Source organism: Pseudomonas sp. OST1909 (genome assembly GCF_015277575.1).
GTDB classification, from domain to species: domain Bacteria; phylum Pseudomonadota; class Gammaproteobacteria; order Pseudomonadales; family Pseudomonadaceae; genus Aquipseudomonas; species Aquipseudomonas synxantha_A.
Genome location: NZ_CP063780.1, coordinates 352,090 through 378,846 on the forward strand (window position 1 = coordinate 352,090; position 26,757 = coordinate 378,846).

Here is a 26,757-nt window from a genome sequence, read left to right on the forward strand (position 1 = left end):
AATGTCCGCCACCGCTGCTGCCCCCACCACCACCCAAACCTTCGACATCCGGCCCTTCCCTGGCAGCGTCGGCGCCGAGATCATTGGCCTGGACTTATCCCGCCCGGTCAATGACCAGGACTTCGCCCGTATCCATCGCGCACATCTGGACCACCACGTCGTGGTGTTCCGCGACCAACGCATCACCCCCGAACAACAGATCGCCTTCAGCCGCCGTTTCGGTGTGCTGCAGATCCACGTACTCAAACAATTCTTGCTGGCCAACCACCCGCAAATCCTGATCGTCTCCAACATCATCGAGAACGGCCAATCCATCGGCCTAGGGGACGCGGGCAAGTTTTGGCACTCGGACCTGTCGTACAAGGAACTGCCCAGCCTCGGCTCGATGCTGCACGCCCAGGAACTGCCTGCCGAAGGCGGTGACACCCTGTTCGCCGATATGCACAAAGCCTGGGAGCAATTGCCCGAGCACCTGCGCAAAGCCGTTGCAGGCCGCAGTGCTGCGCACTCCTACACGGCGCGCTACAGCGAAACCAAATTCGAAGGCAACTGGCGCCCGACCCTCACCCCTGAACAACTCGCCCAGGTCGCCGAAGTGGTGCACCCCGTCGTGCGCACCCACCCTGAAAACGGCCGCAAGGCGTTGTTCGTCAGCGAAGGCTTCACCACTCGTATCGTCGGCTTGCCCGATGACGAAAGCCGTGACTTGCTGGCCCAACTCTATGCCCATAGCGTGCTGCCGGAAAACATCTACCGCCACCAGTGGCAGCCTCACGACCTGGTGTTCTGGGACAACCGCTCGCTGATCCACCTGGCCGCCGGTTGCCCAAGCCACCTGCGCCGCAAGTTGTACCGCACCACCATCCAGGGCGATTCGCCTTTCTGATTCGGAGCATGAGCATGTCCAGAAGTCTTCCATTTGCACGCTTGGCTTTGACAATAGGCTTGGGCATCAGCCTATTGGCCGGCAGCCTGATCGCACCGACCGCCGCCCAGGCCGAAGGCAACATTCGCATCGCCGAGCAGTTTGGTATCGTTTACCTCTTGCTCAACGTGGTGCGCGACCAAAACCTGATCGAAAAATACGGCAAGCAAGAGGGCATCGACATCAAGGTCGACTGGACCCAGTTGTCTGGCGGCGCAGCCGTCAACGACGCTTTGTTGGCCGGCTCCATCGACATCGCCGGGGCCGGCGTCGGCCCTTTGCTGACCATCTGGGACCGTACTCACGGCAAGCAGAACGTAAAGGCTGTGGCCTCCCTGGGTAACTTCCCCTATTACCTGATCAGCAATAACCCCAAGGTCAAAACTATCGCCGACTTCACCGAAAAAGACCGTATTGCGGTGCCGGCTGTGGGGGTGTCGGTGCAGTCGCGCTTCCTGCAATACGCCGCAGCCAAACAGTGGGGTGACAAGGAATTCAATCGCCTCGACAAGTACACCGTCGCCGTCCCGCATCCTGACGCTACCGCAGCGTTGATCGCCGGCGGTACCGAGTTGACCGGGCATTTTTCCAACCCGCCGTTCCAGAACCAGGCCCTGAGCAACCCTAACGTGCATGTGGTGCTGAACACCTATGACTTGTTGGGCCCGAATTCTCCGACGGTGCTGTTCGCCACCGAAAAATTCCGCAAAGACAATCCGAAAACCTACGCGGCATTTGTCGAAGCGTTGACCGAAGCTGCGCAATTCGCCCAGAACGACAAAGGCGCGGCGGCTGACACCTACATTCGTGTCACCAAGGCCAAGATCGACCGTGCCGAACTGCTGAAAATCATCGACAACCCGCAGTTCGAATTCAGCGTCACCCCGAAAAACACCTACCCGCTGGCCGAATTCCTCTATCGCGTGGGCGCCATCAAGAACAAGCCTGAATCTTGGAAGGACTACTTCTTCCAGGACGCCAAGCCCTTGCAAGGAAGCTGATATGAACGCGCTTTTGCAAGGCCACACGGCCAGCAGCCTGAACACCGCCGAGCCACTCTTGGCCGTGGACCACGTCAGCCTTGAATACCGCACCCCTGAGCGCGTTGTGCGGGCCACCCATCAGGTCAGTTTCAAGATCGACCCGGCGGACCGCTACGTCTTGCTGGGTCCATCGGGCTGCGGCAAGTCCTCCTTGCTCAAGTCCATCGCCGGGTTTATCAAGCCTTGCGAGGGCGAGATTCGCTTGCTGGGGCAGAAGGTCGAACAACCCGGCCCGGATCGTATCGTGGTGTTCCAAGAGTTCGACCAGCTCCCGCCGTGGAAAACCGTCAAGCAGAACGTGATGTTCCCGCTGCTGGCTTCTAAAACCCTGAGGCGCCCTGAAGCCGAGGAACGTGCGCTGCACTATCTCGATAAAGTTGGCCTGAGTGCTTTCGCCGACGCCTACCCTCACACCCTTTCCGGCGGCATGAAGGCCCGTGTGGCGATAGCTCGCGCGTTGGCCATGCAACCGAAAATCCTGCTGATGGACGAACCCTTCGCCGCCCTCGACGCCCTGACCCGACGCAAGATGCAGGAGGAATTGCTGCTGCTCTGGGAGGAGGTGCGTTTCACCCTGTTGTTCGTCACCCACTCCATCGAGGAAGCACTGGTGGTGGGCAATCGCATCCTGTTGCTATCGCCTCACCCCGGGCGCGTGCGTGCCGAAATCCACAGCCATCAATACGACCTGCACAGCCTCGGCGGTGTGGAATTCCAGGCGTCGGCGCGGCGTATTCATCGCCTGCTGTTCGATGAAGCGGCCGAGGCCGAACGCGAGTTGGGCTTCGCTGATATTCGCATCGCTTATTGAAGGGGCCGACGTATGCGCCAGGAATTTGAAGTAACCCTCGAACCATTGCTCAGCGTCCCTGTGGAACGCGAGCTGCCGTTTCGCCAGCGTCTGTGGCAACAAGGCTGGCTGCGCAAGGGCCTGATCCTGATCGTGCTCGCCATCATTTGGGAAGTGGTCGCCCGCTACCAGAACAATGACCTGCTGCTGCCGAGCTTTTTGCAGACCTTCCAGGCGCTGTTCGATGGCCTGCTCAGCGGCGAGTTGCTCAGCAAAGTCAGTATCTCGCTGGCGGTGCTGCTCAAGGGCTACCTGATCGGCATCGTGCTGGCGTTTGCCTTGACCACACTGGCGGTGTCGACCCAGTTGGGTCGCGACTTGCTCAGTACGTTGACCTCGATGTTCAACCCGCTGCCGGCTATCGCGTTGCTGCCGTTGGCGCTGCTGTGGTTCGGGCTGGGGCAGAACAGCCTGATCTTTGTGCTGGTGCATTCGGTGTTGTGGGCTCTGGCGCTCAACACCTATTCGGGGTTCCTCGGCGTATCCGAAACCCTGCGCATGGCCGGTCGTAACTATGGCCTCAAGGGCATGCGCTTCGTACTGTTCATCCTGATCCCGGCGGCGCTGCCGTCGATCCTGGCCGGGCTCAAGATCGGTTGGGCATTTGCCTGGCGTACGCTGATCGCCGCGGAGCTGGTATTCGGCGCCACCAGCGGCAAGGGCGGGCTGGGGTGGTATATCTTCCAGAACCGTAATGAGCTGTACACCGACAAGGTCTTTGCCGGTTTGGCCGTGGTGATCCTGATTGGCTTGCTGGTAGAAAACCTGGTGTTCAACACCTTCGAACGGTTGACGGTGAAACGCTGGGGCATGCAGCGCTGAACCGTCGATCCCTGCTACGATTGCACCCAGTTCACTCCCCACAGATCACGAGTGCTTGGCATGCAATTACCAGACATGAACCTGTTGGTCGCCCTTGATGCGTTGCTCGACGAGGGCAGTGTGGTCGGCGCCGCACGGCGCATGAACCTCAGCCCGGCGGCCATGAGCCGTACCCTCACGCGTATCCGTGAAGCTGTCGGTGACCCGATCCTGGTACGTGCCGGCCGCGGCCTGGTGCCCACGCCCAAGGCGCTTGAGCTGCAAGGCCAGGTACGCAATGTGGTGGAGCAGGCGGCGTTGCTGTTTCGCTCGGCGGATCAAGTCGATTTGAGTACCTTGCGCCGCCGCTTCAGCGTACGCGCCAATGACTTTTTCATCGGCGTATATGGCGGTCGGTTGTTCGACACCATGGAGCGCGTGGCCCCGCTGTGCGAGCTGCGTTTTGTGCCTGAAGGCGACACCGACGACGAAGCCCTGCGCGAAGGGCGCCTGGATCTGCGTGTGAGCAACACCATGCCGGTCAGCCCCGAAGTGAAGGTGCAGAACCTGTTCTCCACCACCTTCGTCGGCCTGGCGCGACAAGATCACCCACTGTTCGACGAAGAGATCACCGCCGCACGCTTTGCCAGCTATTCCCATATCAGTATCTCGCGCCGCGGCATCGCCCGCGGGCCGATCGACACCGCGCTGAACGAGCAGGGCCTGGAGCGCCGCGTGGCGATGATCGCGCCGGGCTTCCACGGTGCCATGTTCATGTTGCCGGAATCCGACCTGATCATGCCGGTGCCCAAGGAAGCGCTCCTGAGCGCCAAACGCCTGAACCTGCCATTGCGTGCATTCCCGCTGCCGATCTCCTTGCCGACCCTGGTATTGGCCCAATCCTGGCACCCGCGTTTTGACAAAGACCCCGCGCACAAATGGCTGCGTGAAACCATGCGCGAGAGTTGCCACGCCACCTGGCTGGAAGCTCAACCGGTATAAAGCCAACGCGGTCAATGTGGGAGCTGGCTTGCCTGCGATAGCGGCCTGCCAGGTGAAAAATGTGTTGTCTGACCCACCGCGATCGCAGGCAAGCTAGCTCCCACAAGGTTAAGTGGTGATGCCCGAAGTTGCGTCTGGCGCACTTATAACCTACCAATAAGTCACTTTTTGTCATGCATGTGCCTGATTAAACTGCTCAGGTATTTCTCATTCCGAGTTACCTGTTCATGACATCCCTCGCTGCCCCCGCTTTTCAGGCCGCAGCCAAACCTGTTGCCCCGGCCCCGCCCGTGTTCGGCCCGCGCATCATCATCGGCCTGGTCGGCGTGTTGTTGGCGGTGCTGGTGTCCGGTCTCAACGAGATGGTCACCAAGGTGGCCCTCGCCGATATCCGCGGCGCGCTGTACATCGGCTTTGATGAAGGCACCTGGCTGGTCGCCGCCTACACGGCCACGTCCGTGGCGGCCATGGCCTTTGCGCCGTGGTGTTCGGTGACGTTTTCCCTGCGCCGTTTCACGCTGTGCGCCATCGGCTTGTTCACCGTACTGGGCATTCTTTGCCCGTTCGCACCCAACTACGAAAGCCTGCTGCTGCTGCGTACCGTGCAAGGCCTGGCCGGTGGCGCGCTGCCGCCGATGCTGATGACCGTGGCACTGCGTTTCCTGCCCGCCAACGTCAAGTTGTATGGCCTGGCCGGCTACGCCCTGACCGCCACCTTCGGCCCGAGCCTGGGTACCCCGCTGGCGGCGTTGTGGACCGAATACGTCGGCTGGCAGTGGGCGTTCTGGCAAATCGTCGCGCCGTGCCTGCTGGCGATGGTCGCCGTGGCCTATGGCATACCGCAGGACCCGCTGCGCCTGGAGCGTTTCAAACAGTTCAACTGGCGCGGCCTGCTGCTGGGCTTTCCGGCTATCTGCATGTTGGTGATCGGGCTGTTGCAGGGCAATCGCCTGGATTGGTTCGAGTCGGGCCTGATCACCTTCCTGTTGTGTGGCGGCACGCTCTTGCTGGTGTTGTTCATGCTCAACGAATGGTCGCAGCCAATACCCTTCTTCAAATTGCAGATGCTCGGCCTGCGCAACCTGGCCTTCGCCCTGATCGTGCTGGCAGGCGTGCTGATGGTGCTGACCTCGGTGATCATCATCCCCTCCAGTTTCCTTGCCCAGGTCCAGGGTTACCGGCCGCTGCAAACTGCGCCGGTGATGCTGCTGATGGCGTTGCCGCAATTGATCGCGTTGCCGTTGGTGGCGGCGTTGTGCAACCTGCGCTGGGTCGATTGTCGCTGGGTGCTGGGGATTGGCCTTGGCATGTTGGTGCTGTGCTGCATCGGCAGTTCACACCTGACCTCGGCGTGGATCCGCGACGATTTTTATGGCTGGTACCTGTTGCAGATTTTCGGCCAGCCGATGGCCGTGTTGCCACTGCTGATGTTGTCCACCGGCAGTATTCAACCCATCGAAGGGCCGTTCGCTTCGGCCTGGTTCAATACCGTCAAGGGCCTGGCCGCTGTGATCGCCACTGCGGTGCTGGATACATTGACCACCCAGCGCGGGCATTTCCATTCAACCATGTTGGTGGACCGCCTCGGCAATTCACCCCTGGCCGACACTGAGGCGCCAGGCCTCGCCCACCGCTTGCACGAGCAGACCGTGGTGCTGACCTCTTCGGATCTTTACGTCGTCATGGCCGGTGTCGCGGTGGCGTTGATCCTGCTGATTTTCTGGATGCCCACGCGGATCTATCCGCCTCGCGCTCCGGCCTGACCACAAGGACTTTCCATGAAACGCAAAGACAAAATTGCCGTCTCCGTTATTGCTGTATTTGCCGTCGGCGTGCTGGTTTACCTGGTTGCGCCGGGGGTACTGGGCAGCAAGCGCCAGACCACCAACGACGCCTTCGTCGCCGCCGACTTCACCCTGGTGGCGCCGCGGGTGGCGGGCTTCATCAAGGAAGTGCTGGTAGAAGACAACCAGCGCGTCAAGGCCGGCCAACTGTTGGCGTTGATCGACGACCGCGACTTTCGCGCCGCCGCCCAGGCCGCCGATGCCGACACCTTGGTCGCCCAGGCCCAGTTGAAAAACGCCAGCGCGACCCTGGAGCGCCAGAGCTCGGTGATCGCCCAGGCCCAAGCCACCGTCGCGGCGGATCGCGCCGAAGTCGCCTTCGCCGAACACGAACTGAACCGCTACAACCACCTCGCTGGCGTCGGCGCAGGTACCGTGCAGAACGCCCAACAAGCCAAGACCCGTATCGACCAGGCCACCGCACGCCTGGCTAAATCCACCGCAGTGCTGGCCGCCGAACGCAAGCAGGTGGAAATCCTCACCGCCCAGCGTGACGCCGCCGAAGGTGGGCTCAAGCGCGCCCAGGCGGCGTTGGAAATGGCCAGTTATCAGCTGTCCTACACGCGCATTGTCGCGCCGGTCGATGGCATGGTCGGCGAGCGAGCGGTGCGGGTCGGCGCCTATGTGACGCCGGGCAGCAAGATCCTCGCGGTCGTGCCGCTGGCCGAGGCCTATGTGGTGGCCAACTTCCAGGAGACGCAACTGTCGCATATGCACGCGGGGCAAGCGGTGCAGGTCAGCGTCGACAGCCTTGACGGCGAACTGCTCAAAGGCCATCTGGAAAGCCTGGCGCCGGCCACGGGGGTGACCTTTGCCTCGGTCAAACCGGACAACGCCACCGGCAACTTCACCAAGGTGGTGCAGCGTATTCCGGTGAAGATCGTGCTTGAGCCGAACCAGCCATTGACCGAGCGCCTGCGCGTCGGTATGTCGGTGGAAGCCAGCGTCGATACGCGGCCGGTCGCGCAACAGCGCGAGGTGGCCCAGCAATGAAACACGTCGCCTGGCTCACCTTGAGCCTGATCAGCCTGAGTGCCTGCACGGTCGGCCCCGACTTCCAGCGGCCCGAGAGCCCGCAGATCAATCAGTGGAGCGAACCCCAGGGCCGACAAGCTGCCAGCCGTGCCGTCAGCGATCCCTTGCAGGAGCGCTGGTGGGACGTGTTCCACGACGCGCAGCTTTCCGCCCTGACACGCCGCGCCCTCAGCGATAACCTCGACTTGAAACTGGCCAGCAGCCGCCTGCAACAGAGCCGCGCCGTACGCCAGGTGACCACCGCCGAGCGTTACCCCAATGTCGATGCGGGTGGCGGCTACCAGCGCAAACGTAACAGTGGCAAAGGCTTGAACGACCCTTCGGGCGAGAACGGCCGCGCGGCCTTCAACCAATGGGACATGGGCTTCTCGGCCTCTTGGGAGCTGGATTTCTGGGGCCGGGTCAAGCGTGAAACCGAAGCAGCCGACGCCACGCTGGAAGTCGCCGAAAACGACCGTCGTGCCGTGCTGTTGTCGGTGTTGGCCGAGACCGCCCAGGACTATATCCAACTGCGCGGCGTGCAGAACACCCGTGCCGTCACCGAGCAAAACCTCGACGTCGCCCGCCACAGCCTCAAGCTCTCGCAACTGCGTCTGGCCGATGGTGTTGCGACCGACCTGGACGTGGCCGAAGCCGCCGCCCAGGTCGCGGCCATCGAAGCGCGTCTGCCGGATTTGCAACAGCGCCAGGACCAACTGATCAACGCCCTCAGCCTGCTGATGGGCGAGCCACCCCAGGCCCTGCACACGCAGCTGTCCAAGGATGCACCCGTACCGCAAACCCAGCGCCAGGTCGCGATCGGCCTGCCTTCGGAGTTGGCTGAACGGCGCCCAGACATTCGCCAGGCGCAAGCGCGCCTGCACGCCGCCACCGCCAGCATCGGCGTCGCCAAGGGCGATTTCTACCCGCGTATCACCTTGACGGGCAGCCTCGGCTCCCAAGCCATGCAACTCTCGGATTTCGGCTCCTGGGGTTCCCGCGCCTTTGCCTTCGGCCCGCAATTGAGCCTGCCGCTGTTCAACGGCGGGCGCCTGCAAGGCATGGTGGATTTGCGCGAGGCCCAACAACAGGAAGCCGCTGTGGCCTACCAGCAAACCGTGCTGCGCGCCTGGCATGAAATCGACGATCAATTGTCCCGCTACAACGCCAGCCAACTGCGCCGCGACAGCCTGGCCGAAGCGGTGCGCCAGAATCAGATCGCGCTGACCACCGCGCAACATCAGTACGTCGAAGGCGTGGCGGATTTCGTCAACGTACTCACCGTGCAAAGCGCATTGCTGGCGACGCAGGAGCAGTGGGTGGAAAGCTCCACCGGCGTGTCACTGGCCATGGTCGGCTTGTACAAGGCGCTGGGAGGAGGGTGGGAGTCGGTGTATCCGTTGCAGACCGCCGGGCGCTGAGCGACAAAGAGTTTTTGTCAGCCGCCAAATAAGATGTAATGATAATTGCTCTCAATAACACTCTGAGCTTTTCATGGGCATCGCGACTGACGGCCAGCAACAGCTTCACATCTTGTACCGCGACCATCACGGCTGGCTGCAAGGCTGGTTGCGCAGGCGCCTGGGCGACCGCGAACACGCCGCCGATGTGGCGCAGGACACCTTCCTGCGCCTGTTGGTGTCCGGGCGTTTTCCGGGTGACAAGGAAAGCCGCAGTTACTTGGCACAAATCGCGCGCAACCTGGTGATCGATCAATGGCGGCGCCTGCGTATCGAGCGCGCCTACCTGGAAAGCATCGCGCACCTGCCCGAGCCCGAGTCGCCGTCCCTGGAAACCCGCGCACTGATCCTCGAAACCCTGATGCAGATCGACGCCATGCTCGACCACATGCCTGACAATGTGCGCCGCGCATTTTTGCTCGCGCAGTTCGAAGGCTTGAGTTATGCGCAGATCGCCGAGCGCCTGGGCGTCACCGTCAGCTCGGTACAGAAGTACATGACCCGCGCGATCGTCGCCTGTTACCAGGTGGTCTACGAAGAATGAATCACGATGCGCCCATCGCGCCGGCGATTGTCGAGCAAGCCAGCGAGTGGCTGATGCTGCAATGGGGCGGCGAACTGCAAGGGGAACAACGCCAGGCATTTGCCCAATGGCAGGCGGCCGATCCGGAACACCGCCGCGCCTGGCAGCGCTTGCAGCAGTTGCAACACACCCTTGGCGGCGTGCCCGCCGACAGCGCTCGCGCCGTGTTGCGCGACACCCCGGATACCCAGCGCCGCGCCGCGCTGAAGTTGCTCGGTTTGCTGTTGGTGGCCGGGGGCAGCAGTTATCTGGTCCAGCGCAGTGAACCCTGGCAGGCCGCCTTGGCCGAGCACCGCACGGCCACGGGCGAAATTCGCCACGTCACGTTGAGCGACGGCACGCTACTGGACCTCAACAGCGACAGCGCCGTGGACCTGCGTTTCAGCGCCACCGAACGGCGTATCCGCTTGATCCGTGGCGAAGTGCTGCTGACCAGCGGCCACGATCCCTCCCGCCCGTTGATCGTCGAAACGCCTGCCGGTGATGTGCAGGCCTTGGGCACACGCTTTGCCGTGCGCGAACTGCCCGACGGCAGTCGCGTCGACCTCTACGAAGGCCGCCTGCGGGTTACGCCGCTGCATGGCACGGCGATTCAAATGAATGCCGGTGACAGCCTGTGGTTCAACGCGCACCAAAGCGCTGCGCTGCCGGCGGTGGGCGCCAATGCCAGCAGTTGGACCGAACATCGTCTGGTTGCCGAGCGCCAGCCGCTGGGCGAGTTCGTGGCGCAGTTGAGCCGCTATCGCCCGGGCCTGTTGCGCTGTGACCAAGCGGTATCGAACCTGCTGTTGACCGGCGTGTTCCCGCTCAACGATACCGACGCGATCCTTTCGGCCCTGGAGCGCTCCTTGCCGGTGCGGGTGCAGGCTGTGACGCGCTACTGGGTGACGATCAAGGCGCGTGCCTGAAAAAAATTCTGCCGACGCTTGTCGGTTTCTGCGCGTCGTGCGGGATACCTCTTGAAAGCCAATCAAGAAGCGTTCTCACGGGGAGTCCTGCAATGTCGCATCACCCAATCCAACCCTTGGCCCGCGCTCTGCGTCGTGGCCTGTTTGCCGGCGTGCTGGCGACGATGCCTGTGCTGCCCAGCCTGGTCCAGGCTGCAGAAAGCACCGAAGCACTGCGCACCTATGACATTGCGGCGGGTAACCTCGACCAGGCGTTGAACCGTTTCGCCAGTGCCTCGGGCATCCTGCTGTCGGTCGATGCTGCGCTCACCGAAGGCAAGCACAGCGCCGGCTTGAAAGGGCGTTACGGCATAGGCTCAGGGTTGCAGCGCTTGTTGGCGGGCAGCGGTTTGGCGGCTGTGCAGTCCCAGGGGGGTTGGTCGTTGCAGGCTATCTCCGGCGACGGGGCGTTGCAGTTGGGCGCGACGCAGATCAGTGGCCGGCAGGAACAGGAAAGCGCCTGGGGCCCGGTGGACGGCATTGTCGCCAAGCGCAGCGCCTCCGGCAGCAAGACCGACTCGGCGCTGGTGGAAATCCCCCAGACGATCAACGTGATCACCGCAGCCGAGATAAAGGCCCGTGGCGCCCAGAGTGTCACTCAGGCGTTGCTTTACACACCCGGAATGAGTGCCGGCGGCTTTGCAGACCGGGTCAAGTTGTTCGACGAACCGACCTCCCGGGGTTTCGCGCCCACGCCGCTGTATCTGGACGGCTTGCACTTGCCCTACGGCGGAGGCAGCACCGGGGGCGCGTTGCAGATCGAGCCGTATTCCCTGGAGCGCATCGAAGTGCTCAAGGGCCCGGCGTCTGTGCTTTACGGCCAGAACCAGCCGGGCGGCATCGTCAATATGGTCAGCAAGCGCCCCAGCGAAACCCCGATACACCAAGTGGTGCTGGAGGCTGGCACCTACGAACACAAAAGCGCGGCCATCGACCTGAGCGGCCCGCTGGACGAGGAGGGGCAGTTGCTCTACCGCCTGACCGGGCTGGCCAACGACGCGCAAGACGAAATCAACTACGTCGAAAACAAGCGCCAGTTCATCGCCCCCAGCCTCACCTGGCGGCCCAACGACGACACCAGCCTGACCCTGTTCGCCCAGTACCAGAAAGACAAAGGCGTGCCCGAAGCCCAAGGCTTGCCGGCGTCTGGCACGCTGTGGGACAACCCCAACGGCAAGATCAAGCGCGATGTGTTTATCGGCGAGCCGGGCGTCAACCAATACAACCGCGAGCAATACGTGTTGGGCTACGAGCTTTCCCATCGCCTCAACGACGTCTGGACCCTCAAGCAAAACGCGCGCTACGCCGAGGTCGACGACCGCTACACCGCGCCGTTGCACGGCTACCGCTTTGTCGCCAACCCAAACACTGGGGTGCAGGACCAACGCTATCTGCAGCGCTTCGGCGTGGACTGGTCGCAGACCAATAAAGTGTTCGGCGTGGACAGCATCGCCCAGGCTGAATTCGACACGGGCGCGTTGTCCCATACCTTCATCGTTGGCCTGGACTACTACCATTCCAACTCGCAGTTTCATGGCTTGTATGACCGTAACCCACCGGTTATCGACCTGTTCAAACCGGTGTACGGCCAACGCCTGAATTTCGGCCAACCGTACCGCTGGGACCGCACCATCACCCAGACCGGCCTGTATCTGCAGGACCAGATCAAGCTGGATAAATGGGTGCTGGTACTCGGTGGCCGCTACGACTGGGCCAATGTGGTGAACAAAGAACCGATCCAGGACACGCGCTTCGCCAGTAAAGACCAGGCCTTCACTGGCCGTGCTGGCCTGGTGTATCTGTTCGATAACGGCGTATCGCCCTTCGTCAGCTATTCAGAGTCCTTCTTGCCGCTGGCCGGCACCGATGCGAATCGAAAACCGTTTGAGCCGTCCACCGGCAAACAATACGAAGTGGGCGTGAAGTACCAGCCACCTGGCCAAAAGAGTTTTATCCAAGCCTCTGTTTACCAACTGGACCAGGACAATGTGCTGACCACCAACCCGGTAGACACCACCTTCAGTACCCAAAGCGGTGCGATGCGCTCGCGGGGTGTTGAACTGGAAGCCAAGGCCGTCTTGAGTGACGCCTGGGAAGTGGTTGCCTCGGCGTCGCGCAATGACATCAAGTACACCAAGGACAACGACGGCCGCCAAGGTCGCCACCCGGCCGGCATTTCCCCGCTCACCGCCTCGATGTGGGTCAACTACACCGTGTTGGGTGACACACCGCTGGCTGGCCTGGGTGCGGGCCTCGGCGTGCGCTATGCCCGTCAAAGCCTGGGCGACTACTACGAGGGTGCCTTCAACGTACCGTCCTACAGCGTCTACGATGCGAGCCTGAGCTACGACCTGGGCGCCTCGCCGCTCAAGCTCAAAGGCGTGAAACTGGCGATGAACGTGCAGAACCTCACCAACAAGACCTACGTCTCGCAGTGCACCAGTGATCTGGATTGCTACTACGGGGAAGGGCGCACGGTGGTATCGAGCTTGACGTACGATTGGTAACTAAGCGTTTACGTGATATTTGCCGCGGCGCGCACCTGTCAAAGGTGCGCTCTGTTGCCGCCCGAGATCTTTGACCCTACACCAGGTCCGCTGCAAATCGTGTACACACATTGGAAAGCATGCGCACATCGGCACCGCTACAGCCTGCCGCTTCGAAAAAGCCGGAGGCTTCTCGCACGACGGCATACATATCCTTGACGATGGACCTTGCTTCCTCCGCGCCCAACCCAAAGCGTTCAGGCGTACTCAGCAAGTTGCTGACAGACGATACCCTGCCCTCATTCCCGATGATCAACGCCTGCAAGCCTAGTTGCGTGGGGTGAGGCAACACGTCAAATACTGGTGCAAGGGAATAGCCCGAAGCGCTGGTCAATAGCAGTCCGGTTTGTTTCAGGTGGTCGTCGCTATTGCCGATCAGCACATTACCTTCGTGAGCCAACTGTTAGCGTAGCGAAAAACGAATCCATTCCCATGCATGGCCACTTCGCCAACTGGAACCGGGTCACCGACGCAGTGAGCTGAAAAGACGAAGGTATTACCAATCGGCTTCCAGGACATCGGGTTCTCCTTCAGTGCGAATTCGCTCAGGCTCACGGGCCAGGCTCATGGTAATCCCAACCTGGTCAAGTTCTGGTGACGCAATGCTCGCCATACCTTCTTCCAGGTCCATCGCGCTAAGCACATTCATCAGCACGCCGAGGGATACGCCGGCCTCGCCCTGTCTCAGCCGCTGATACGTCTGTCGTGTAATGCCCGCCCGGCTGCATATGGTCGAGATTTTCAACCGGCGACGAATGCGGGCTATTTCGATACCGTTCCCGATACCTCTCATCAGTTCAGCGCTTCTCTCTGAGATATACCCTTTGTGGGGGTATGGCTTGCCTGTTTCATGCATGATATATCACCCCTTAAAGCAGTAAGGGCAACTTATATCATCCAAGCCGCTAAGGCCACACTCAAAAAAAACCGGTTTGATAGACGGTTTTTTCAATGTTTGGAAGATTCAAGGGTTCTGCAAAAACACCACATACCCCCGAAACCACTCATTCCCTTGCAAATACCCTGGCGCCTCCCACTCGCCGCCTTGAATCAAACCGATCTTGAACGGAACTCCCATTCGGTTCATCCGTGGCAGGTACGCCGCGTAATCCGGGATGCTGTGCCGCCCCTGATACGTCTGCACCACCACTTCGTCCACCACGCCTTTGAGCTGGGCGATGGCGGCCGGGTCGGCGTTGCTGCTCCAGTCCATCAGGCCGGTGATGCTTAACCGCAGGTCGGCAGGCAGACGCCGGCGCAGGTCGCGCAGAAAATCAGCGTATTCGTGCAGGTACTGGGTGCGGGCGTCAAAGTCGATCTGGATGCCGATCACAGGGTTACCCGCGTCGCGCCAGCGTTGCACCTGGCCGAGCAGTTGGGTGTAGACCTGTTCCGGCCAGTGCAAGGTGTGGGCGCGATAGACCACCCAGATTTCGCCTTGGGTCAGGCGCGGTACGCTGATGCCTTGGGCGATCAATTGCACGCCGCGCTGGGGCGCGCGGCGTGTGGAGTTGATCTGGCCTTGCAGGATGTACAGGGTTTTTGCCTGCTTGATCACAGGTTGAGGCGTGACACCACTCCACAGCCAGAAAGCGTCATAGTCGCGGGCGTCGACGGCGCCGAAAGCCGGGCTTGCCAGCAACAACAAGCCCAGCCACAGCGACTTCACCAGTAGTACTGCAGCGATTTGCCCCACTGGGTATCGGCAAAACCGGTCTTGAGCTGGCGGAACCAGGCTTTGCGCACCGCGGGCGCGACGTCTTCACCCCCGCAGCTGTTGTAACCGGCCGGCGCGTAGCAGTTGATGGCGCGGAACAACGCGTACGCCTTGTCGGTTTTCGGTGCTTTGGCGTTGGCGATCACCTGTTTGTAGCCGTCCAGGCGCGAGAAGGTTTCACCCTTGAACTGCGAGGCGGTGCTGCCCAGGCTGCCGGCGGCGCGGGGTTGCTCCAACGGCATACCGTCCAGGCCGTTGCGCAGGATGAATTCACCGAAGCAGTTCAAGGCGTGCGGGTTTTTTGCATCCTCCTGCAAGGTCGCGGCGGTTTGCGCGATGCTTGGGCAGGCGTAGCCGGATTCGGCTTTGTCACCGTTCCACTGGAACAGCTTCAGGGTTTGGCCACTGGTGTAGGTGTAGCCCAGGCTGGTACCGAGTTTTTCTTCGGAGAACGAGGCCTGCTTTAGGTCGTCGGCAAAGGTCGCGAATTGGCGGTGCAGCAGGTCTTTGTAGAGCAGCACGAATTGCGCGCTCTGGCGTTCGGTCGGGTCGCTGGCGTTGGCGATCTGCTGGCGCAGCAGGTCGGGCCCGGCGACGTTGCGCAGCAGGATGTAGCGCACTTGCTTGGCGCTGATCGGCGAGTCGGTTGCGAACACCTTGGCCAGTTGGCCGCTGCGCTCATAGTTCATCGCCAGGGCCAGCTCCAGTTGATCGCGTTGCAGCGGTTGCTTGGCCAGCGGTAGCATTTGCAGCCACAGGCTCTCGGCGCCCTTCCAATCCTGCTTGGCCTCCAGTGCCAAGGCGCGCAAGGTCTGCTGGCTGAAGGCAAAGTAGTCGAGGTTCGACGGCACGTCCGCAGGCAGATGCTTGAGGGCAGCATCAGGTTGATGCTCGACGTACAGGGCGTACGCCGCTTGCAGGTAGTCGAACAACGCCGGTTCGTTGGCGAATGTGCCCTTTTGCTTGTCGAGGTCTTCGCGGCTCAACAGCGGCGGCGTATGGGCGCGCATCGCCATCAGGTCGCTGACCACTTGCAGCATCGGGCTGTTCGCCGAGTTGTTGCCGACCATGAGCAACTTGAGGTCGGCTTCTTCAACCAACTCGTCGACGCTCACGTTACGCTGGCCGTCAGTGGCCTCGGTAAATTGCCAGGTGAAGTCTTCGGCGAGCTTGGCGTCGTCGTTCGCCAGCCAGTGCACGCGGCGCAACAGGCCACGGGCGGATGCAACGTAATCGCCTTGTGGATAATGTTTCAGGTAACCGAGAAAGCCTTCTTCGGCGTCGCTCAAGGCAGACTTATCCACATGCTCGCGTTGCGGCATACCGTACTCATCGAAGGCTTCGGCCTGGGCCCGGTTCAACGAGGTGCGTGCGGTCATGTACAGCGCGGTTTCTTTCAGCCAGGGCACCTCGCTGGTCGAGGCAGCGGCGAAACCGCGCTCGGCGTAAACGAAGCGACCGCCGTAGAAATCGGCGGCGGCCTGCAGATAAGTGCGAAACAGCTGGGCATTGGCCGAGGGCGTCAACTGCGCGTCCACCACCTGGCCTGTGAAGTCACAGGTGGTCAGCAACTGCAACCGCGCTTTCACCAGCACGTCGCGCTCGGCTGGCGGCATATCGGCTTTGATCACCTGACTGATAAACGCCGTGGCGCTGTCATCGCTGTTGCTGCGGCAGCGGCTGCCTTCGCCATTCAGGAACGCTTCACCGGCAGTCTTGTATTCCTCGCGCTTGATGCCCAGCGGTTGGAGCAGGGTGTCGAGTTCGGCCGTGCGTGAATCGTCCGCTTTGTTATCGGGCTCATCATTCGCGGCCGGCACCGGCACCAGGCGATACACCGGAAACGGCACCGGGCCGAAACCCTGGGCCAAATCGTCTTCGCCCAAGGCATTGGGCGTCAGCGGCGCGGCTTTTTTGTCGGCCAGCAACAGGCGCAGGTTGACCCGGCTGTCGTTGCCCGGGCTGAGAAAGGGCTGGTTGCTGCACGGTTCGAGGCTGTCACGCGAGACGCGCCAGTCGGGGTAGCATGAATCGTCGGAACTGGCCTGGGCCTGTAGGGAAATACCGGCCAGCAGGGCCAGTGCCAGAGGTGACAAAAAACCGATGCGCATGACGTGTCCTTGATCCTGAGTCCTTGGAGGGCCCCAATAATAGCCTGTTCTGAGCGGTGCTTCGGTGAGGTCCTACGCAAAATACCGATTTGTCCGATTCCAGCGGCGAAGCCTGGGCTTTTGTCCTAGAGTGGCGGTGTTTGCGCTCAGGCAAGCGAGCTAATGCCAGGGGTATTGAAGTGCGTCGGTCTGTGGTTGAGCAAAACGAAAAAGCCGGAGCGCTGCCAGCCTTGCAGCGCCTGACCTGGCAAGGTGCTGGTCGGCTCAGCCGTCTCTGGTGGGTACCGATCCTGGCGCTGGCCATGGCCCTGCGGTTTTACCACCTCACCTCGGCGGCAATCTGGGGCGATGAAGGGTCGAGCCTGCTGCTCAGTGAATACGCCATGGCCGACCTGTGGTTTCACGCGGCCCATGATGTGCATCCGCCGCTGTATTTCTTCCTGCTGCGCGGCTGGATCGAAGTGTTCGGCGACAGCATCGGGTCCATTCGCAGCATGAGCGCGCTGCCAGGCGTAGCCGTGGTTGGCTTGGGCATCTGGCTGACGCGGCAACTGTCCACCCGGCGCGCGGCGGTGCTGGCGGGCATCCTGCTGGCGCTGTTGCCGACGGCGGTGCGCTACAGCCAGGAAGTGCGCATGTATTCGCTGCTGGGCGTGTGGCTGCTGGGCGCCACGCTGGCGCTGGTGTACTGGATGCGTCAGCCCGAGCGCACGCGTTACCTGGCCGTCTATGTGCTGTTGATGAGTGCCGGTTTTTACACGCATTACTTCACCGCGCTGTGCGTGCTGGTGCATTGGGCTTATCTGGGAATGCAGGCGCCAGGCCAACGTTTGATAACGCGGCCTGCATGGTGGGCGGCCAACGTGGCGATCGTGTTGTTGTACCTGCCTTGGCTACCGAACCTGTTGGACCTGGTGCAGCATGTCGACCAGCTCAAGGTGGGCGGCGACATCGGCTGGGAAGAGCCGGTCAACCTGCTGTCTGTGCCCTCGATGATCTGGCAGTTCGTGTTGCAGGATGACGGCGCTGACTTGTGGGCGCCGCTGTTCTGGATATTTCCGCTGCTGCTGGTCGCGGTGGTGTGGATGACGGCCTGGCGCCACCCGGCAGCGCGTTTGCCGGCGTTGTTTTTCTTGTTGCCGTTGCTGTTGGTGTATGGCGTGTCGTTTATCTCGCCGGTCTTTATCGAGCGCTACCTCACGGTGTATGCCCTGGGTTTGCCGATCGTCCTGGCGCTTGCCATTGACCGCTTGCCGTCACGCTTGTCATGGCTGGGCGCAGCGCTGTGGGTGCTGTTTGTGGGCATGGAACTGCTGGGCCTGAAGAACAACTTCGAGGTAGATGAGCACGACCAATTCAACGTGCCGGTGGAGTTCGTCAATCGCAATTACCAGGAAGACGACCGCATCGTCCTCAGCGACATGATGTGGTATCTGAGCTACGTGTATTACGACCAGACCGACGCGCAACTTCAGCTCTACACCCCGCCAAAACCCGACGGCACCTCGACACGACCGAATGCCTATGGCTTCGGCACGCTGGTGGATCAGGATGGCGGGCGAATCTATCTCGACCGTCTATCGGCGTTGCCGGCCACCACCCGGCGCGTATGGCTGATCAGCAGCAACGAAGCCCCCGACGACTTTGCCCCGCTGCCGCAAGGCTGGCACGAACTCAGTCGCCAGGACGGCGGTGGCGCGCGGGCGCGTCTGTTCGTGCTGTGCAACGTGCCAGCACCGCAGCCCGAGGGTTGCCGCTAGACTCGGTTAACCCTTCACCCTCAGGAGTTCATCATGGAATCGCCAGTGCATAGCTTGCCGTCATTGTTCAAACAGCTTGGGTTGGAAGATGACCCGGTCAGCATTGATCAGTTTGTGGCCGCTCATTCGCCGCTCAAGCCGGAGTTGAAATTGGCGGAGGCGTTCTTCTGGACAGATAGCCAGAAGGCGTTTTTGCGTGAGGAAATTCTGGAGGATGCGGATTGGGCGGAGGTGGTGGATGAGTTGAACCTGATGTTGCGGGGTGGGCGAGGGGTGTAAAAAACTTAGCCGTTACGCTAAAACTTGAAAAAATCTGGGCTTTAATCGCTTCAGTGAGCTTTTTCTGAGGTTACGCGATGTCTTTGGTTGGTTATGCCCATCTCCATCAGTCCCTTGGGCTGAAAAATAGCCCGGGCATCCGACGCTGATCCAAATGTGGGAGGGGGCTTGCTCCCGATGAGGGCGTGTCAGTAAATGCATCTGTGGCTGGCCCATCGCAATCGGGAGCAAGCCCCTCCCACATTCGCCCGGCGGTGTGGCCGCTGAATCGCTCCATCCATCGAGAAATTGTTTCAAAACTTGACGAAGACTCGCCCCTCCACCATATTAATAGTTAGCAAACTAACTGTATGCGAACTATCCAGTGTCCCAATCCCTCGAACAACTTCAGATGAACCTGAGCAGCAGCATGGTGGTGGGCGCCCGTAACTGGCGCAAGATCTGCCAGACCACGCTGGTGAGCTATGGCATCTCCGAAGCCTGCGCCGTGCCGTTGTTGATGATCGGCCGCCTGGGTGACGGTGTGCACCAGGTCAAAGTAGCCCAGGCCTCCGGCATGGAGAGCCCGTCACTGGTGCGCCTGCTCGATCGGCTGTGCGGCGACGGCTACGTATGCCGCACCGAAGACATCCACGACCGTCGCGCCAAGGCCCTGAGCCTCACCGAGCGCGGCCGTGAACTGGTGCAGGCGGTAGAAGCCCAACTGGTTCGCCTGCGCAAGGAAGTCCTTGTGGATATCGCGCCCACCGACCTGGAAGCCGCACTGCGCGTGCTGCGCGCCTTCGAAGCGGCCGAGGCTGTGGCGCCTTGAACGGATTTTTTACCGGTTTCCCGCCCGCCCGCGACTGGTTCTACGGGGTCCGCACGTTCGCCGCGTCGATGATTGCGCTGTACATCGCCATGCTGATGCAAATGCCGCGTCCGTACTGGGCGATGGCTACCGTGTATATCGTCTCCAGCCCGTTTGTCGGGCCCACCAGTTCCAAGGCTTTGTACCGCGCCATTGGCACCTTTATGGGCGCAGCGGCGGCGGTGCTGTTTGTGCCGATGTTCGTGCAGTCGCCTTACCTGCTGGTGGTGGTGATCGCGTTATGGACGGGCACCTTGCTGTTCCTCTCCATGCACCTGCGCACGGCCAATAATTACGCCCTGATGCTGGCCGGCTATACCTTGCCGCTGATCGCCCTGCCAGTGGTGGATAACCCCCTGGCGGTGTGGGACGTGGCTGAAGCGCGTACCGAAGAAATCTTCCTTGGCATCGCGGTCGCAGCGGTGGTGGGCGCAATGTTCTGGCCACGGCGCCTGATGCCGGTGTTCGATGGCTCGGTGGCCAAGTGGTTCAGCGATGCTCAGGTCTATAGCCAACGCTTCCTCACCCGCCAGATTGAACCTGAAGCGGTCAGCAACCTGCGCGGCGGCATGGTTGCCACCTTCAACACCCTTGAGTTGATGATCGGCCAGTTGCCCCACGAAGGCGCGCGGCCGCAAACGGTGCGCAACACCAAAGAACTGCGCGGGCGCATGATTCATCTGCTGCCGGTAATCGACGCGCTGGATGACGCGGTGTACGCCATCGAGCATCGCGCACCGGAGTTTCTCGACCGGCTCAAACCGTTGCTGGAGGAAGCCAACGCCTGGCTGCAAAGCACCACTGAACAAGCGCCCCTGGAACGCTGGCGTGTGCTGCGTGACCAGATCGACGCCGCCCAACCCCAGGGCGAAGCGCTGGATGACCGCCACACGTTGCTGTTCTCCAACGCCCTGTACCGCCTCGGCGAATGGGTCGACTTGTGGCAAGACTGTCGCAGCCTGCAAGCCGCCATCCAGTGCGAAAGCCAGGACACCTGGCGCGCCGTCTACCGCCACTGGCGCCTGGGCCGGCTCACGCCATTTCTAGACCGTGGGCTGATGTTCTACTCGGCGTTTTCCACCGTGACCGCGATCATCGTCGCCTCGGTGCTGTGGATCCTGCTGGGCTGGACCGATGGCGGCAGCGCCGTGATCCTGGCCGCCGTCGCCTGCAGCTTCTTCGCTTCGATGGACGACCCGGCGCCGCAGATCTACCGGTTCTTTTTCTGGACCGCCATGTCGGTGCTGTTCGCCAGCCTGTATCTGTTTCTGGTGCTGCCCAACCTGCACGATTTCCCCATGCTGGTGCTGGCTTTTGCCGTGCCGTTTATCTGCATCGGCACCCTCACGGTACAGCCACGATTCTACCTGGGCATGTTGCTGACGCTGGTGAACACCTCGTCGTTCATCAGCATCCAGGGCGCCTATGACGCGGATTTTCTCAACTTCGCCAACGTCAACCTGGCCGGGCCCGTGGGCCTGCTGTTCGCATTTGTGTGGACCTTGATCGCCCGGCCCTTCGGCGCCGAACTGGCGGCCAAGCGCCTGACCCGTTTCAGCTGGCGTGACATCGTTGGCCTGACCGAGCCCGCAACCCTGAACGAACACCGGCACATGGCCGCGCAAATGCTCGACCGCCTGATGCAACACCTGCCGCGCCTGGCCCTTACCGGCCAAGACACCGGCAGCGCCCTGCGCGACCTGCGCGTGGCGCTGAACCTGCTCGACCTGCTGGCCTACTCGCCGCGCATCCTCGGTGTGCCACGGGTGTTGCTCAACCAGGTGGTGGAAGGGGTGGGCGGGTACTTCAAAGCGTGCCTCAAGGCCGGTGAACGCTTGCCCGCACCCAGCGGTCTGCTGATGACCCTGGACCGCACGCGTCGCGCCCTCAACGGCCAGGGCCTGCAAGACGAAGACGACACCCGCCTGCACCTGCTGCACGCCTTGGCCGGCCTGCGCCTGGCGTTGTTGCCCGGTGTGGAATTCATTGGCGGCACGGAAATGGAAGCGCCGCTACCCGATGGAGCGCCTTTATGATCGGTGATCTGGATATCAGCGGGGTGTTCCTGCCCACGCTGCTGGTGCTGATGGGCATTACCTATGTGTTGTTTCTGGTGGTGCACGGGCTGTTGACGCGCATGCACTTCTATCGCCTGGTCTGGCACCGGGCATTGTTCAATGTGGGGCTGTACGCGCTGTTGCTGGGCGCGGTGGACTCACTCAGTCGATATCTGATGACATGAAAAAACCTTTTTTGACTATCGGCCGTGTCGTCCTGACGTTGTTGATCGTGAGTTTCGCGGTCGTCGTTGTGTGGCGCATGGTCATGTACTACATGTTTGCCCCCTGGACTCGTGACGGCCACATCCGCGCCGACATCGTGCAGATCGCCCCGGACGTCTCCGGGCTGATCCAGCGGGTGGACGTGCGTGACAACCAGTTGGTGACCAAAGGCCAGGTGCTGTTTGCCGTCGATCAGGACCGCTTCAAGCTGGCCCTGCGCCAAGCCCAGGCCGCCGTGGCCGACCGCCAGGAAACCCTGGCCCAGGCCCAGCGCGAGTACAAGCGTAACCGTGGCCTCGGTAACCTGGTGCCCAGCGAGCAGTTGGAAGAAAGCCAGTCCCGCGTGGCTCGCGCCCAGTCCGCCCTGGCCGAAGCCCAAGTGACGGTGGACTCCGCCCAACTCAACCTCGACCGCTCGGTGATCCGCAGCCCCGTGGACGGCTACGTCAACGACCGCGCGCCGCGTACCCAGGAGTTCGTCACCGCCGGGCGCCCGGTACTGTCGGTGGTGGACAGCAATTCCTTCCACATCGACGGCTACTTCGAAGAGACCAAGCTCGACGGCATCCACGTCGGCATGGGCGTGGATATCCGCGTGATCGGCGACAACGCTCGCCTGCACGGGCATGTGCAGAGCATCGTCGCCGGTATCGAAGACCGCGACCGCAGCAGCGGCTCCAACCTGCTGCCCAACGTCAACCCGGCGTTCAGTTGGGTGCGCCTGGCCCAGCGGATCCCCGTGCGCATTGCCTTTGACGATGTGCCGGCGGACTTTCGCATGATCGCCGGGCGCACGGCGACGGTGTCGATCATCGACGACGAAGTTAAAGACGGGGACAAACCATGAAGCGGCTCCTGGCAACCGCTTCCCTGGGGTTGTTGCTGTCTGCCTGCCAAGTAGTAGGCCCGGATTACAAACTGCCGGAACAGGCCGCAGTCAACCGTGGCGACCTGCAAGGACCGATCATGGGCGAGGGCAGCAACGTGGTCTCGGCGCCGGTGCCGGCCGATTGGTGGAAGCTGTATAAAGACCCGCGCCTGGACCAGCTGGTGCAGCAGGCCATGGCCTCCAACACCGACCTGCGCGTGGCCGCCGCCAACTTGCAGCGTTCGCGTTACCAGGTGCAGCAAGCCGAATCCGCCGGCGGCTGGAGTGCCGGCGCCAAGGCCGAGGCCCAGCGCTTGCAGGAATCTGGCGAAGCATTTTTGCTGCCGGACAAAGTTCCGGTCGGCAACATCGGCAGCGTCGGCATCACCACGTCCTATCAGTTCGACCTGTTCGGCACCTTGCAGCGCGGCATCGAAAGCGCCAAGGCCAGCGCCGATGCAACCCAGGCGGCGGCGGATATCGCTCGCATCACCCTGGTGGCCGATGTGGTGCGTTCCTACACCCAGGTGTGCGCGGCCAACGAAGAGCTGGCGATTGCCAACGAATCCCTCGACCTGCAAGCGCAGAGCACCAAGCTGACCCAGCGCCTGCGGGATGCCGGGCGCGGCGACGAAACCCAGGTGACCCGCTCGCAAACCCAATACAAATCCCTGCGCGCCGACATTCCGCGCTATGAAGCCTCGCGCCAGGCCGCACTGTTCCGCCTGTCGATGCTGCTGGCCAAGCCCGTAGACCAACTGCCGGCCGGCACAGGCACCTGCGCCGAGCTGCCACACATCGCCCAGCTGCTGCCGGTGGGCGACGGTGCCACGCTGCTCAAACGCCGCCCTGATGTGCGCCAGGCTGAGCGCCAGTTGGCTGCCGCGACCGCACGTATCGGCGTGGCCACCGGCGCGCTGTATCCGGATATCAGCATCGGCGCCACGGTAGGCACCGTGGGCCTGCTGGAAAACCTCGGCACACCGGCCACCAACCGCTGGGGCTTTGGCCCGATGATCAGTTGGACCGTGCCGACCAACGGCGCCCGAGCGCGTATCCATGAAGCCGAAGCCGCGACCCAGGGCGCTTTGGCGCACTTCGACGGCGTGGTGCTCAATGCCATCCGCGAAACCCAGACTGGCCTGGCGCAATACACCGCGGTGCTGCAGCGCCGCGACGCCCTGGCCGAAGCCGAACAGTCGGCGCGAGAAGCCGCAGGCCAGACCCATCGTTTCTTCCAGGCCGGTCGCGAATCGTTCCTGGCCGACCTGCAAGCTACGCGCACCTACACCGATATGCGCGCGCAATTGGCGGCGGCCAACACCCAGGTTGCCATGAGCCAGATCGATCTGTTCCTGGCCCTGGGCGGCGGTTGGGAAAGCGGACGAACGCAAGGGGTAAAACCCGGCAAACCGTGAGGTGATTGCTATGCTTTGTCAGGTGAGGCGCCGTGACGCCTCACCCGACAAAGCTCGCGTTTGCTCATGGGGATTCCAATAATGAAAAACCCTTATGCTCCCGCTTTCTGGTGCGTGCTTTTCGCACTGGTATTGTTATCGGCCGCGTATTTCTACGGTGTCATGCTCGCCCATCAACTCGACAAGGCCATGGTGTTCCTGGACAGCGCCTGCCTGGTGATCGGTACCCTGTCCATCGGCGTAGTGGCCTGGGCGTCTTATCAAAACCAGCGAGTGAAGAAAAAGCTCCTCGAACAAGGCAAGACCCGCGTGGCGATCTGGGACACCAAGGTTGCCCTGCGCCGCGTCGAAACCGTATTCGACCGCTATTTCTGGGGTAGCTACTGGCAGCCGGGGCGCACCTTCCAGGAGGTCATGGGCGACCTTACCGGCACGCCGCTGGAAAAAAGCCTCGAAGTCCTGAAAAAACAATGCGTGCTGCTGGATCGACAGGTCGCAGACGGTAGGCACTGGCTCGATAACGCGCGGGAATTGTCCGATGTCGCCACGCAAATGGCCCGCGAGCGCTACCAACTGGATTTTTGCGACCCCAAGACCGACACCCCCGGCAATGCCGTGATCCACCGCGAGTTTGAGGTGTTGGTGTACACCTGGACCGCCCGCTTGAAGAGTTTTGATCACCAGCTGGACGAAATCGAGCTGGAGTACTCCTGAACTCCTGCTGAACTGATCCCTCTGAAAGGCTGGGCCGTTTGCGCTCGCCAGTGCTAATCTTCCCCCGTTTTCGGCGGGCTTGAGCCAACCCCTTCGGGGTTCAAGGAAGACAGCCCACTTCTCACAGGATTTGATCAGGTCACTTCATGAATAAGCCAGCAGTTGTTTTCTTGGGTTTTGTTGTCGCCATCGGCGCCGTCAGTGCGGGCGGCGCCTGGTACACCGGTAAACAACTGGAGCCGGTCCTGCAAACCGCCATCCAGAACGCCAACAAAGAGTTGCAGACCTCCATGGCCGGCGTCGACGGCAGCGTGGCTCTGGAGTTGGTGTCTCTGGACCGTGGCGTGTTCAGCAGCACAGCGCACTATCGCCTCAAGGGCCAGGGCAGCGTGTTCGGCGAAGACAACCCGAACCCTGAGTTGCTGTTCGTCGACCATATCGAGCACGGCCCGTTGCCGTTCTCGCGCCTGGTGACCCTCAAGTGGTTGCCGGTCATGGCCACCAGTCACTACGAACTGGAAAAGAACCCCACCACTGAAAAATGGTTTGCCGCCAGCAAAGACGTGTCGCCGCTCAAAGGCGTGGCGAACATCGGCTACAGCCGTTCGGTCAGCGGCAACATCGAATTGCTGCCGCTGGAGTTCAAGGACGACACCTCCTCGGTGAGCTTCTCTGGCGCCAACCTGGAATTCGACAGCAGCGCCGAAGGCCAGAAGGTCAAGGCTGATGGCTTCATGAACAGCCTCAAGGTCGCGGCAATCGATGCCAATGGCGCACCGTTCGAAGCGGAACTGGCCGGCCTGACTGTCGCCAGCAACCTGGAGAAATCCACCTTTGGCTTCTACACCGGCCAGAACACCGTGGAACTGACCGACACCAAGGTCACCTTCGGCCCGCAGAAAGCCGTGCTGACCCTCAAGGGCTTCGAGCAGAAAGACTCCACCCAAGCCAAGGACAACAACCTGGCTGGCCGCGTCGACTACAAGATCGACGAGATCGGTTATCAGGGCAAACCAGTCGGCTCGGCCGCCATGGCCGTGAGCATGAAGAACGTCGATATCCCGGCGATGCTGGTGCTGACCAAGCTCTACCAGGACAAGATGCAGCCGGTGCAAGCCGCGGCTGCCGCCGGCCAACCGGTGCCGGAGCTGCAATTGACCGAAGCCGAGCAGGCCCTGGCCGAAGCCAACGTCAACCAGGTACTGGCTGCCAAGCCGCAACTGGCGGTGGAAAACCTGTCGCTTAAAACCACCCACGGCGAAAGCAAGTTCAACCTGGTGGTGGACCTGGCCAAGCCAACGTCCATGGAGCTGCCGCCGGTTGAACTGGGCAAGCAGATGATTGCGCTGCTGGATGCCAACCTGACCCTGTCCAAGCCGATGGTCAGCGACGTAGCCGCCCTGCAAGCGCAGGTCGGTGGCGTGACTGACCCCAAAGCCATCGAGCAGCAATCGCAGATGGCGGCCGAGATGGTCAGCGGCATGGCAGTCGGCACCCAACTGGCAACCCTGGTGGGTACCGATGTGGTCTCCAAGCTGCACTACGCCAACAACGAAGTGACTTTCAACGGCCAGAAGATGACCGTTGAGCAGTTCATTGGCTTTGTGATGTCGAAAGTCGGTGCGGTGAGCGGCGCCCAGTAAGCGCTGAAAATGCAATAAAAAAATGTGGGAGCAGGCTTGTGTGGGAGCAGGCTTGCCTGCGATAGCATCGCCCCGGTCTGGCTGAACGACCGCGGTGCCT

24 protein-coding genes are annotated in these 26,757 nt (G+C 61.7%); 20 read left to right on the forward strand and 4 right to left on the reverse strand.

What is annotated here, in order from left to right:
* The first annotated feature begins 1 nt into the window (after position 1).
* The 11 genes from IH404_RS01535 to IH404_RS01585 all read left to right on the forward strand — a co-directional run bounded on the left by IH404_RS01535 (position 2) and on the right by IH404_RS01585 (position 12,976).
* Positions 2-886: a TauD/TfdA family dioxygenase gene (locus tag IH404_RS01535; protein WP_194439703.1), complete on the forward strand. Its 885-nt coding sequence runs from the start codon at positions 2-4 to the stop codon at positions 884-886.
* Between the two features lie 14 nt (positions 887-900).
* A complete protein-coding gene (locus tag IH404_RS01540) occupies positions 901-1,926 on the forward strand; it encodes an ABC transporter substrate-binding protein (RefSeq protein WP_005783544.1) in 1,026 nt (341 codons plus the stop codon).
* Between the two features lies 1 nt (position 1,927).
* The gene (locus IH404_RS01545) at positions 1,928-2,779 is read left to right on the forward strand and encodes an ABC transporter ATP-binding protein (protein WP_005783546.1); all 852 of its coding nucleotides are present in this window, start codon (positions 1,928-1,930) and stop codon (positions 2,777-2,779) included.
* Positions 2,780-2,791: 12 nt separating this feature from the next.
* Entirely contained in the window at positions 2,792-3,640 is an 849-nt protein-coding gene (locus IH404_RS01550; RefSeq protein ID WP_005783548.1) for an ABC transporter permease, read from the forward strand.
* Between the two features lie 60 nt (positions 3,641-3,700).
* Positions 3,701-4,621 carry a LysR family transcriptional regulator gene (locus IH404_RS01555; RefSeq protein ID WP_005783552.1) on the forward strand — a complete coding sequence of 307 codons (921 nt, stop codon included), beginning with the start codon at positions 3,701-3,703 and terminating at the stop codon, positions 4,619-4,621.
* Positions 4,622-4,848: 227 nt separating this feature from the next.
* Complete coding sequence (locus IH404_RS01560) at positions 4,849-6,384, forward strand: MFS transporter (protein ID WP_032878512.1); 1,536 nt, start codon at positions 4,849-4,851, stop codon at positions 6,382-6,384.
* Positions 6,385-6,399: 15 nt separating this feature from the next.
* Positions 6,400-7,458, forward strand: coding sequence for an HlyD family secretion protein (locus IH404_RS01565; RefSeq protein WP_005783556.1), 1,059 nt, complete (start codon positions 6,400-6,402; stop codon positions 7,456-7,458).
* Positions 7,455-8,900 carry an efflux transporter outer membrane subunit gene (locus IH404_RS01570; RefSeq protein ID WP_194439706.1) on the forward strand — a complete coding sequence of 482 codons (1,446 nt, stop codon included), beginning with the start codon at positions 7,455-7,457 and terminating at the stop codon, positions 8,898-8,900. Before IH404_RS01565 ends, IH404_RS01570 begins: the two co-directional genes overlap by 4 nt.
* Before the next feature lie 73 nt (positions 8,901-8,973).
* The gene (locus tag IH404_RS01575; protein ID WP_005783563.1) at positions 8,974-9,483 is read left to right on the forward strand and encodes a sigma-70 family RNA polymerase sigma factor; all 510 of its coding nucleotides are present in this window, start codon (positions 8,974-8,976) and stop codon (positions 9,481-9,483) included.
* Positions 9,480-10,430 (forward strand): FecR domain-containing protein, encoded by a 951-nt coding sequence (locus IH404_RS01580; protein WP_194439708.1) that lies wholly within the window; start codon positions 9,480-9,482, stop codon positions 10,428-10,430. Before IH404_RS01575 ends, IH404_RS01580 begins: the two co-directional genes overlap by 4 nt.
* Before the next feature lie 92 nt (positions 10,431-10,522).
* Positions 10,523-12,976, forward strand: coding sequence for a TonB-dependent siderophore receptor (locus IH404_RS01585; protein ID WP_194439710.1), 2,454 nt, complete (start codon positions 10,523-10,525; stop codon positions 12,974-12,976).
* A 76-nt stretch (positions 12,977-13,052) separates the two neighbouring features.
* On the opposite strand, the gene IH404_RS01590 is transcribed toward IH404_RS01585, so the two are convergent.
* The 4 genes from IH404_RS01590 to IH404_RS01605 all read right to left on the reverse strand — a co-directional run bounded on the left by IH404_RS01590 (position 13,053) and on the right by IH404_RS01605 (position 16,843).
* The gene (locus IH404_RS01590; protein WP_232289400.1) at positions 13,053-13,397 is read right to left on the reverse strand and encodes a HipA domain-containing protein; all 345 of its coding nucleotides are present in this window, start codon (positions 13,395-13,397) and stop codon (positions 13,053-13,055) included.
* A gap of 114 nt (positions 13,398-13,511) precedes the next feature.
* Positions 13,512-13,871, reverse strand: coding sequence for a helix-turn-helix transcriptional regulator (locus IH404_RS01595; protein WP_005783571.1), 360 nt, complete (start codon positions 13,869-13,871; stop codon positions 13,512-13,514).
* A 108-nt stretch (positions 13,872-13,979) separates the two neighbouring features.
* Complete coding sequence (locus tag IH404_RS01600) at positions 13,980-14,684, reverse strand: DUF3142 domain-containing protein (protein ID WP_005783572.1); 705 nt, start codon at positions 14,682-14,684, stop codon at positions 13,980-13,982.
* Positions 14,681-16,843 (reverse strand): outer membrane assembly lipoprotein YfiO, encoded by a 2,163-nt coding sequence (locus IH404_RS01605; RefSeq protein ID WP_194439712.1) that lies wholly within the window; start codon positions 16,841-16,843, stop codon positions 14,681-14,683. The genes IH404_RS01600 and IH404_RS01605 overlap by 4 nt, the downstream gene beginning before the upstream one ends.
* A gap of 179 nt (positions 16,844-17,022) precedes the next feature.
* Between IH404_RS01605 and IH404_RS01610 the strand changes: the two genes are divergently transcribed.
* From IH404_RS01610 to IH404_RS01650, 9 genes are all read left to right on the forward strand, one after another.
* Entirely contained in the window at positions 17,023-18,603 is a 1,581-nt protein-coding gene (locus IH404_RS01610; protein WP_005783576.1) for a glycosyltransferase family 39 protein, read from the forward strand.
* Between the two features lie 33 nt (positions 18,604-18,636).
* Entirely contained in the window at positions 18,637-18,882 is a 246-nt protein-coding gene (locus IH404_RS01615) for a DUF2789 domain-containing protein (RefSeq protein WP_005783577.1), read from the forward strand.
* A 391-nt stretch (positions 18,883-19,273) separates the two neighbouring features.
* Positions 19,274-19,693, forward strand: a complete 420-nt coding sequence (locus tag IH404_RS01620; protein ID WP_005783580.1) for a MarR family transcriptional regulator — start codon at positions 19,274-19,276, stop codon at positions 19,691-19,693.
* On the forward strand, positions 19,690-21,768 hold the full coding sequence (locus tag IH404_RS01625) for an FUSC family protein (RefSeq protein ID WP_194439714.1): 2,079 nt from the start codon (positions 19,690-19,692) through the stop codon (positions 21,766-21,768). The genes IH404_RS01620 and IH404_RS01625 overlap by 4 nt, the downstream gene beginning before the upstream one ends.
* Entirely contained in the window at positions 21,765-21,974 is a 210-nt protein-coding gene (locus tag IH404_RS01630; protein ID WP_003187469.1) for a DUF1656 domain-containing protein, read from the forward strand. Before IH404_RS01625 ends, IH404_RS01630 begins: the two co-directional genes overlap by 4 nt.
* Positions 21,971-22,861 (forward strand): efflux RND transporter periplasmic adaptor subunit, encoded by an 891-nt coding sequence (locus tag IH404_RS01635; protein ID WP_005783585.1) that lies wholly within the window; start codon positions 21,971-21,973, stop codon positions 22,859-22,861. Before IH404_RS01630 ends, IH404_RS01635 begins: the two co-directional genes overlap by 4 nt.
* Positions 22,858-24,300: an efflux transporter outer membrane subunit gene (locus tag IH404_RS01640; RefSeq protein WP_005783587.1), complete on the forward strand. Its 1,443-nt coding sequence runs from the start codon at positions 22,858-22,860 to the stop codon at positions 24,298-24,300. Before IH404_RS01635 ends, IH404_RS01640 begins: the two co-directional genes overlap by 4 nt.
* 81 nt (positions 24,301-24,381) lie before the next feature.
* A complete protein-coding gene (locus IH404_RS01645) occupies positions 24,382-25,014 on the forward strand; it encodes a hypothetical protein (RefSeq protein ID WP_032803208.1) in 633 nt (210 codons plus the stop codon).
* 146 nt (positions 25,015-25,160) lie between these two features.
* Positions 25,161-26,657, forward strand: a complete 1,497-nt coding sequence (locus IH404_RS01650) for a YdgA family protein (RefSeq protein WP_005783590.1) — start codon at positions 25,161-25,163, stop codon at positions 26,655-26,657.
* The last annotated feature ends 100 nt before the right edge of the window (positions 26,658-26,757 follow it).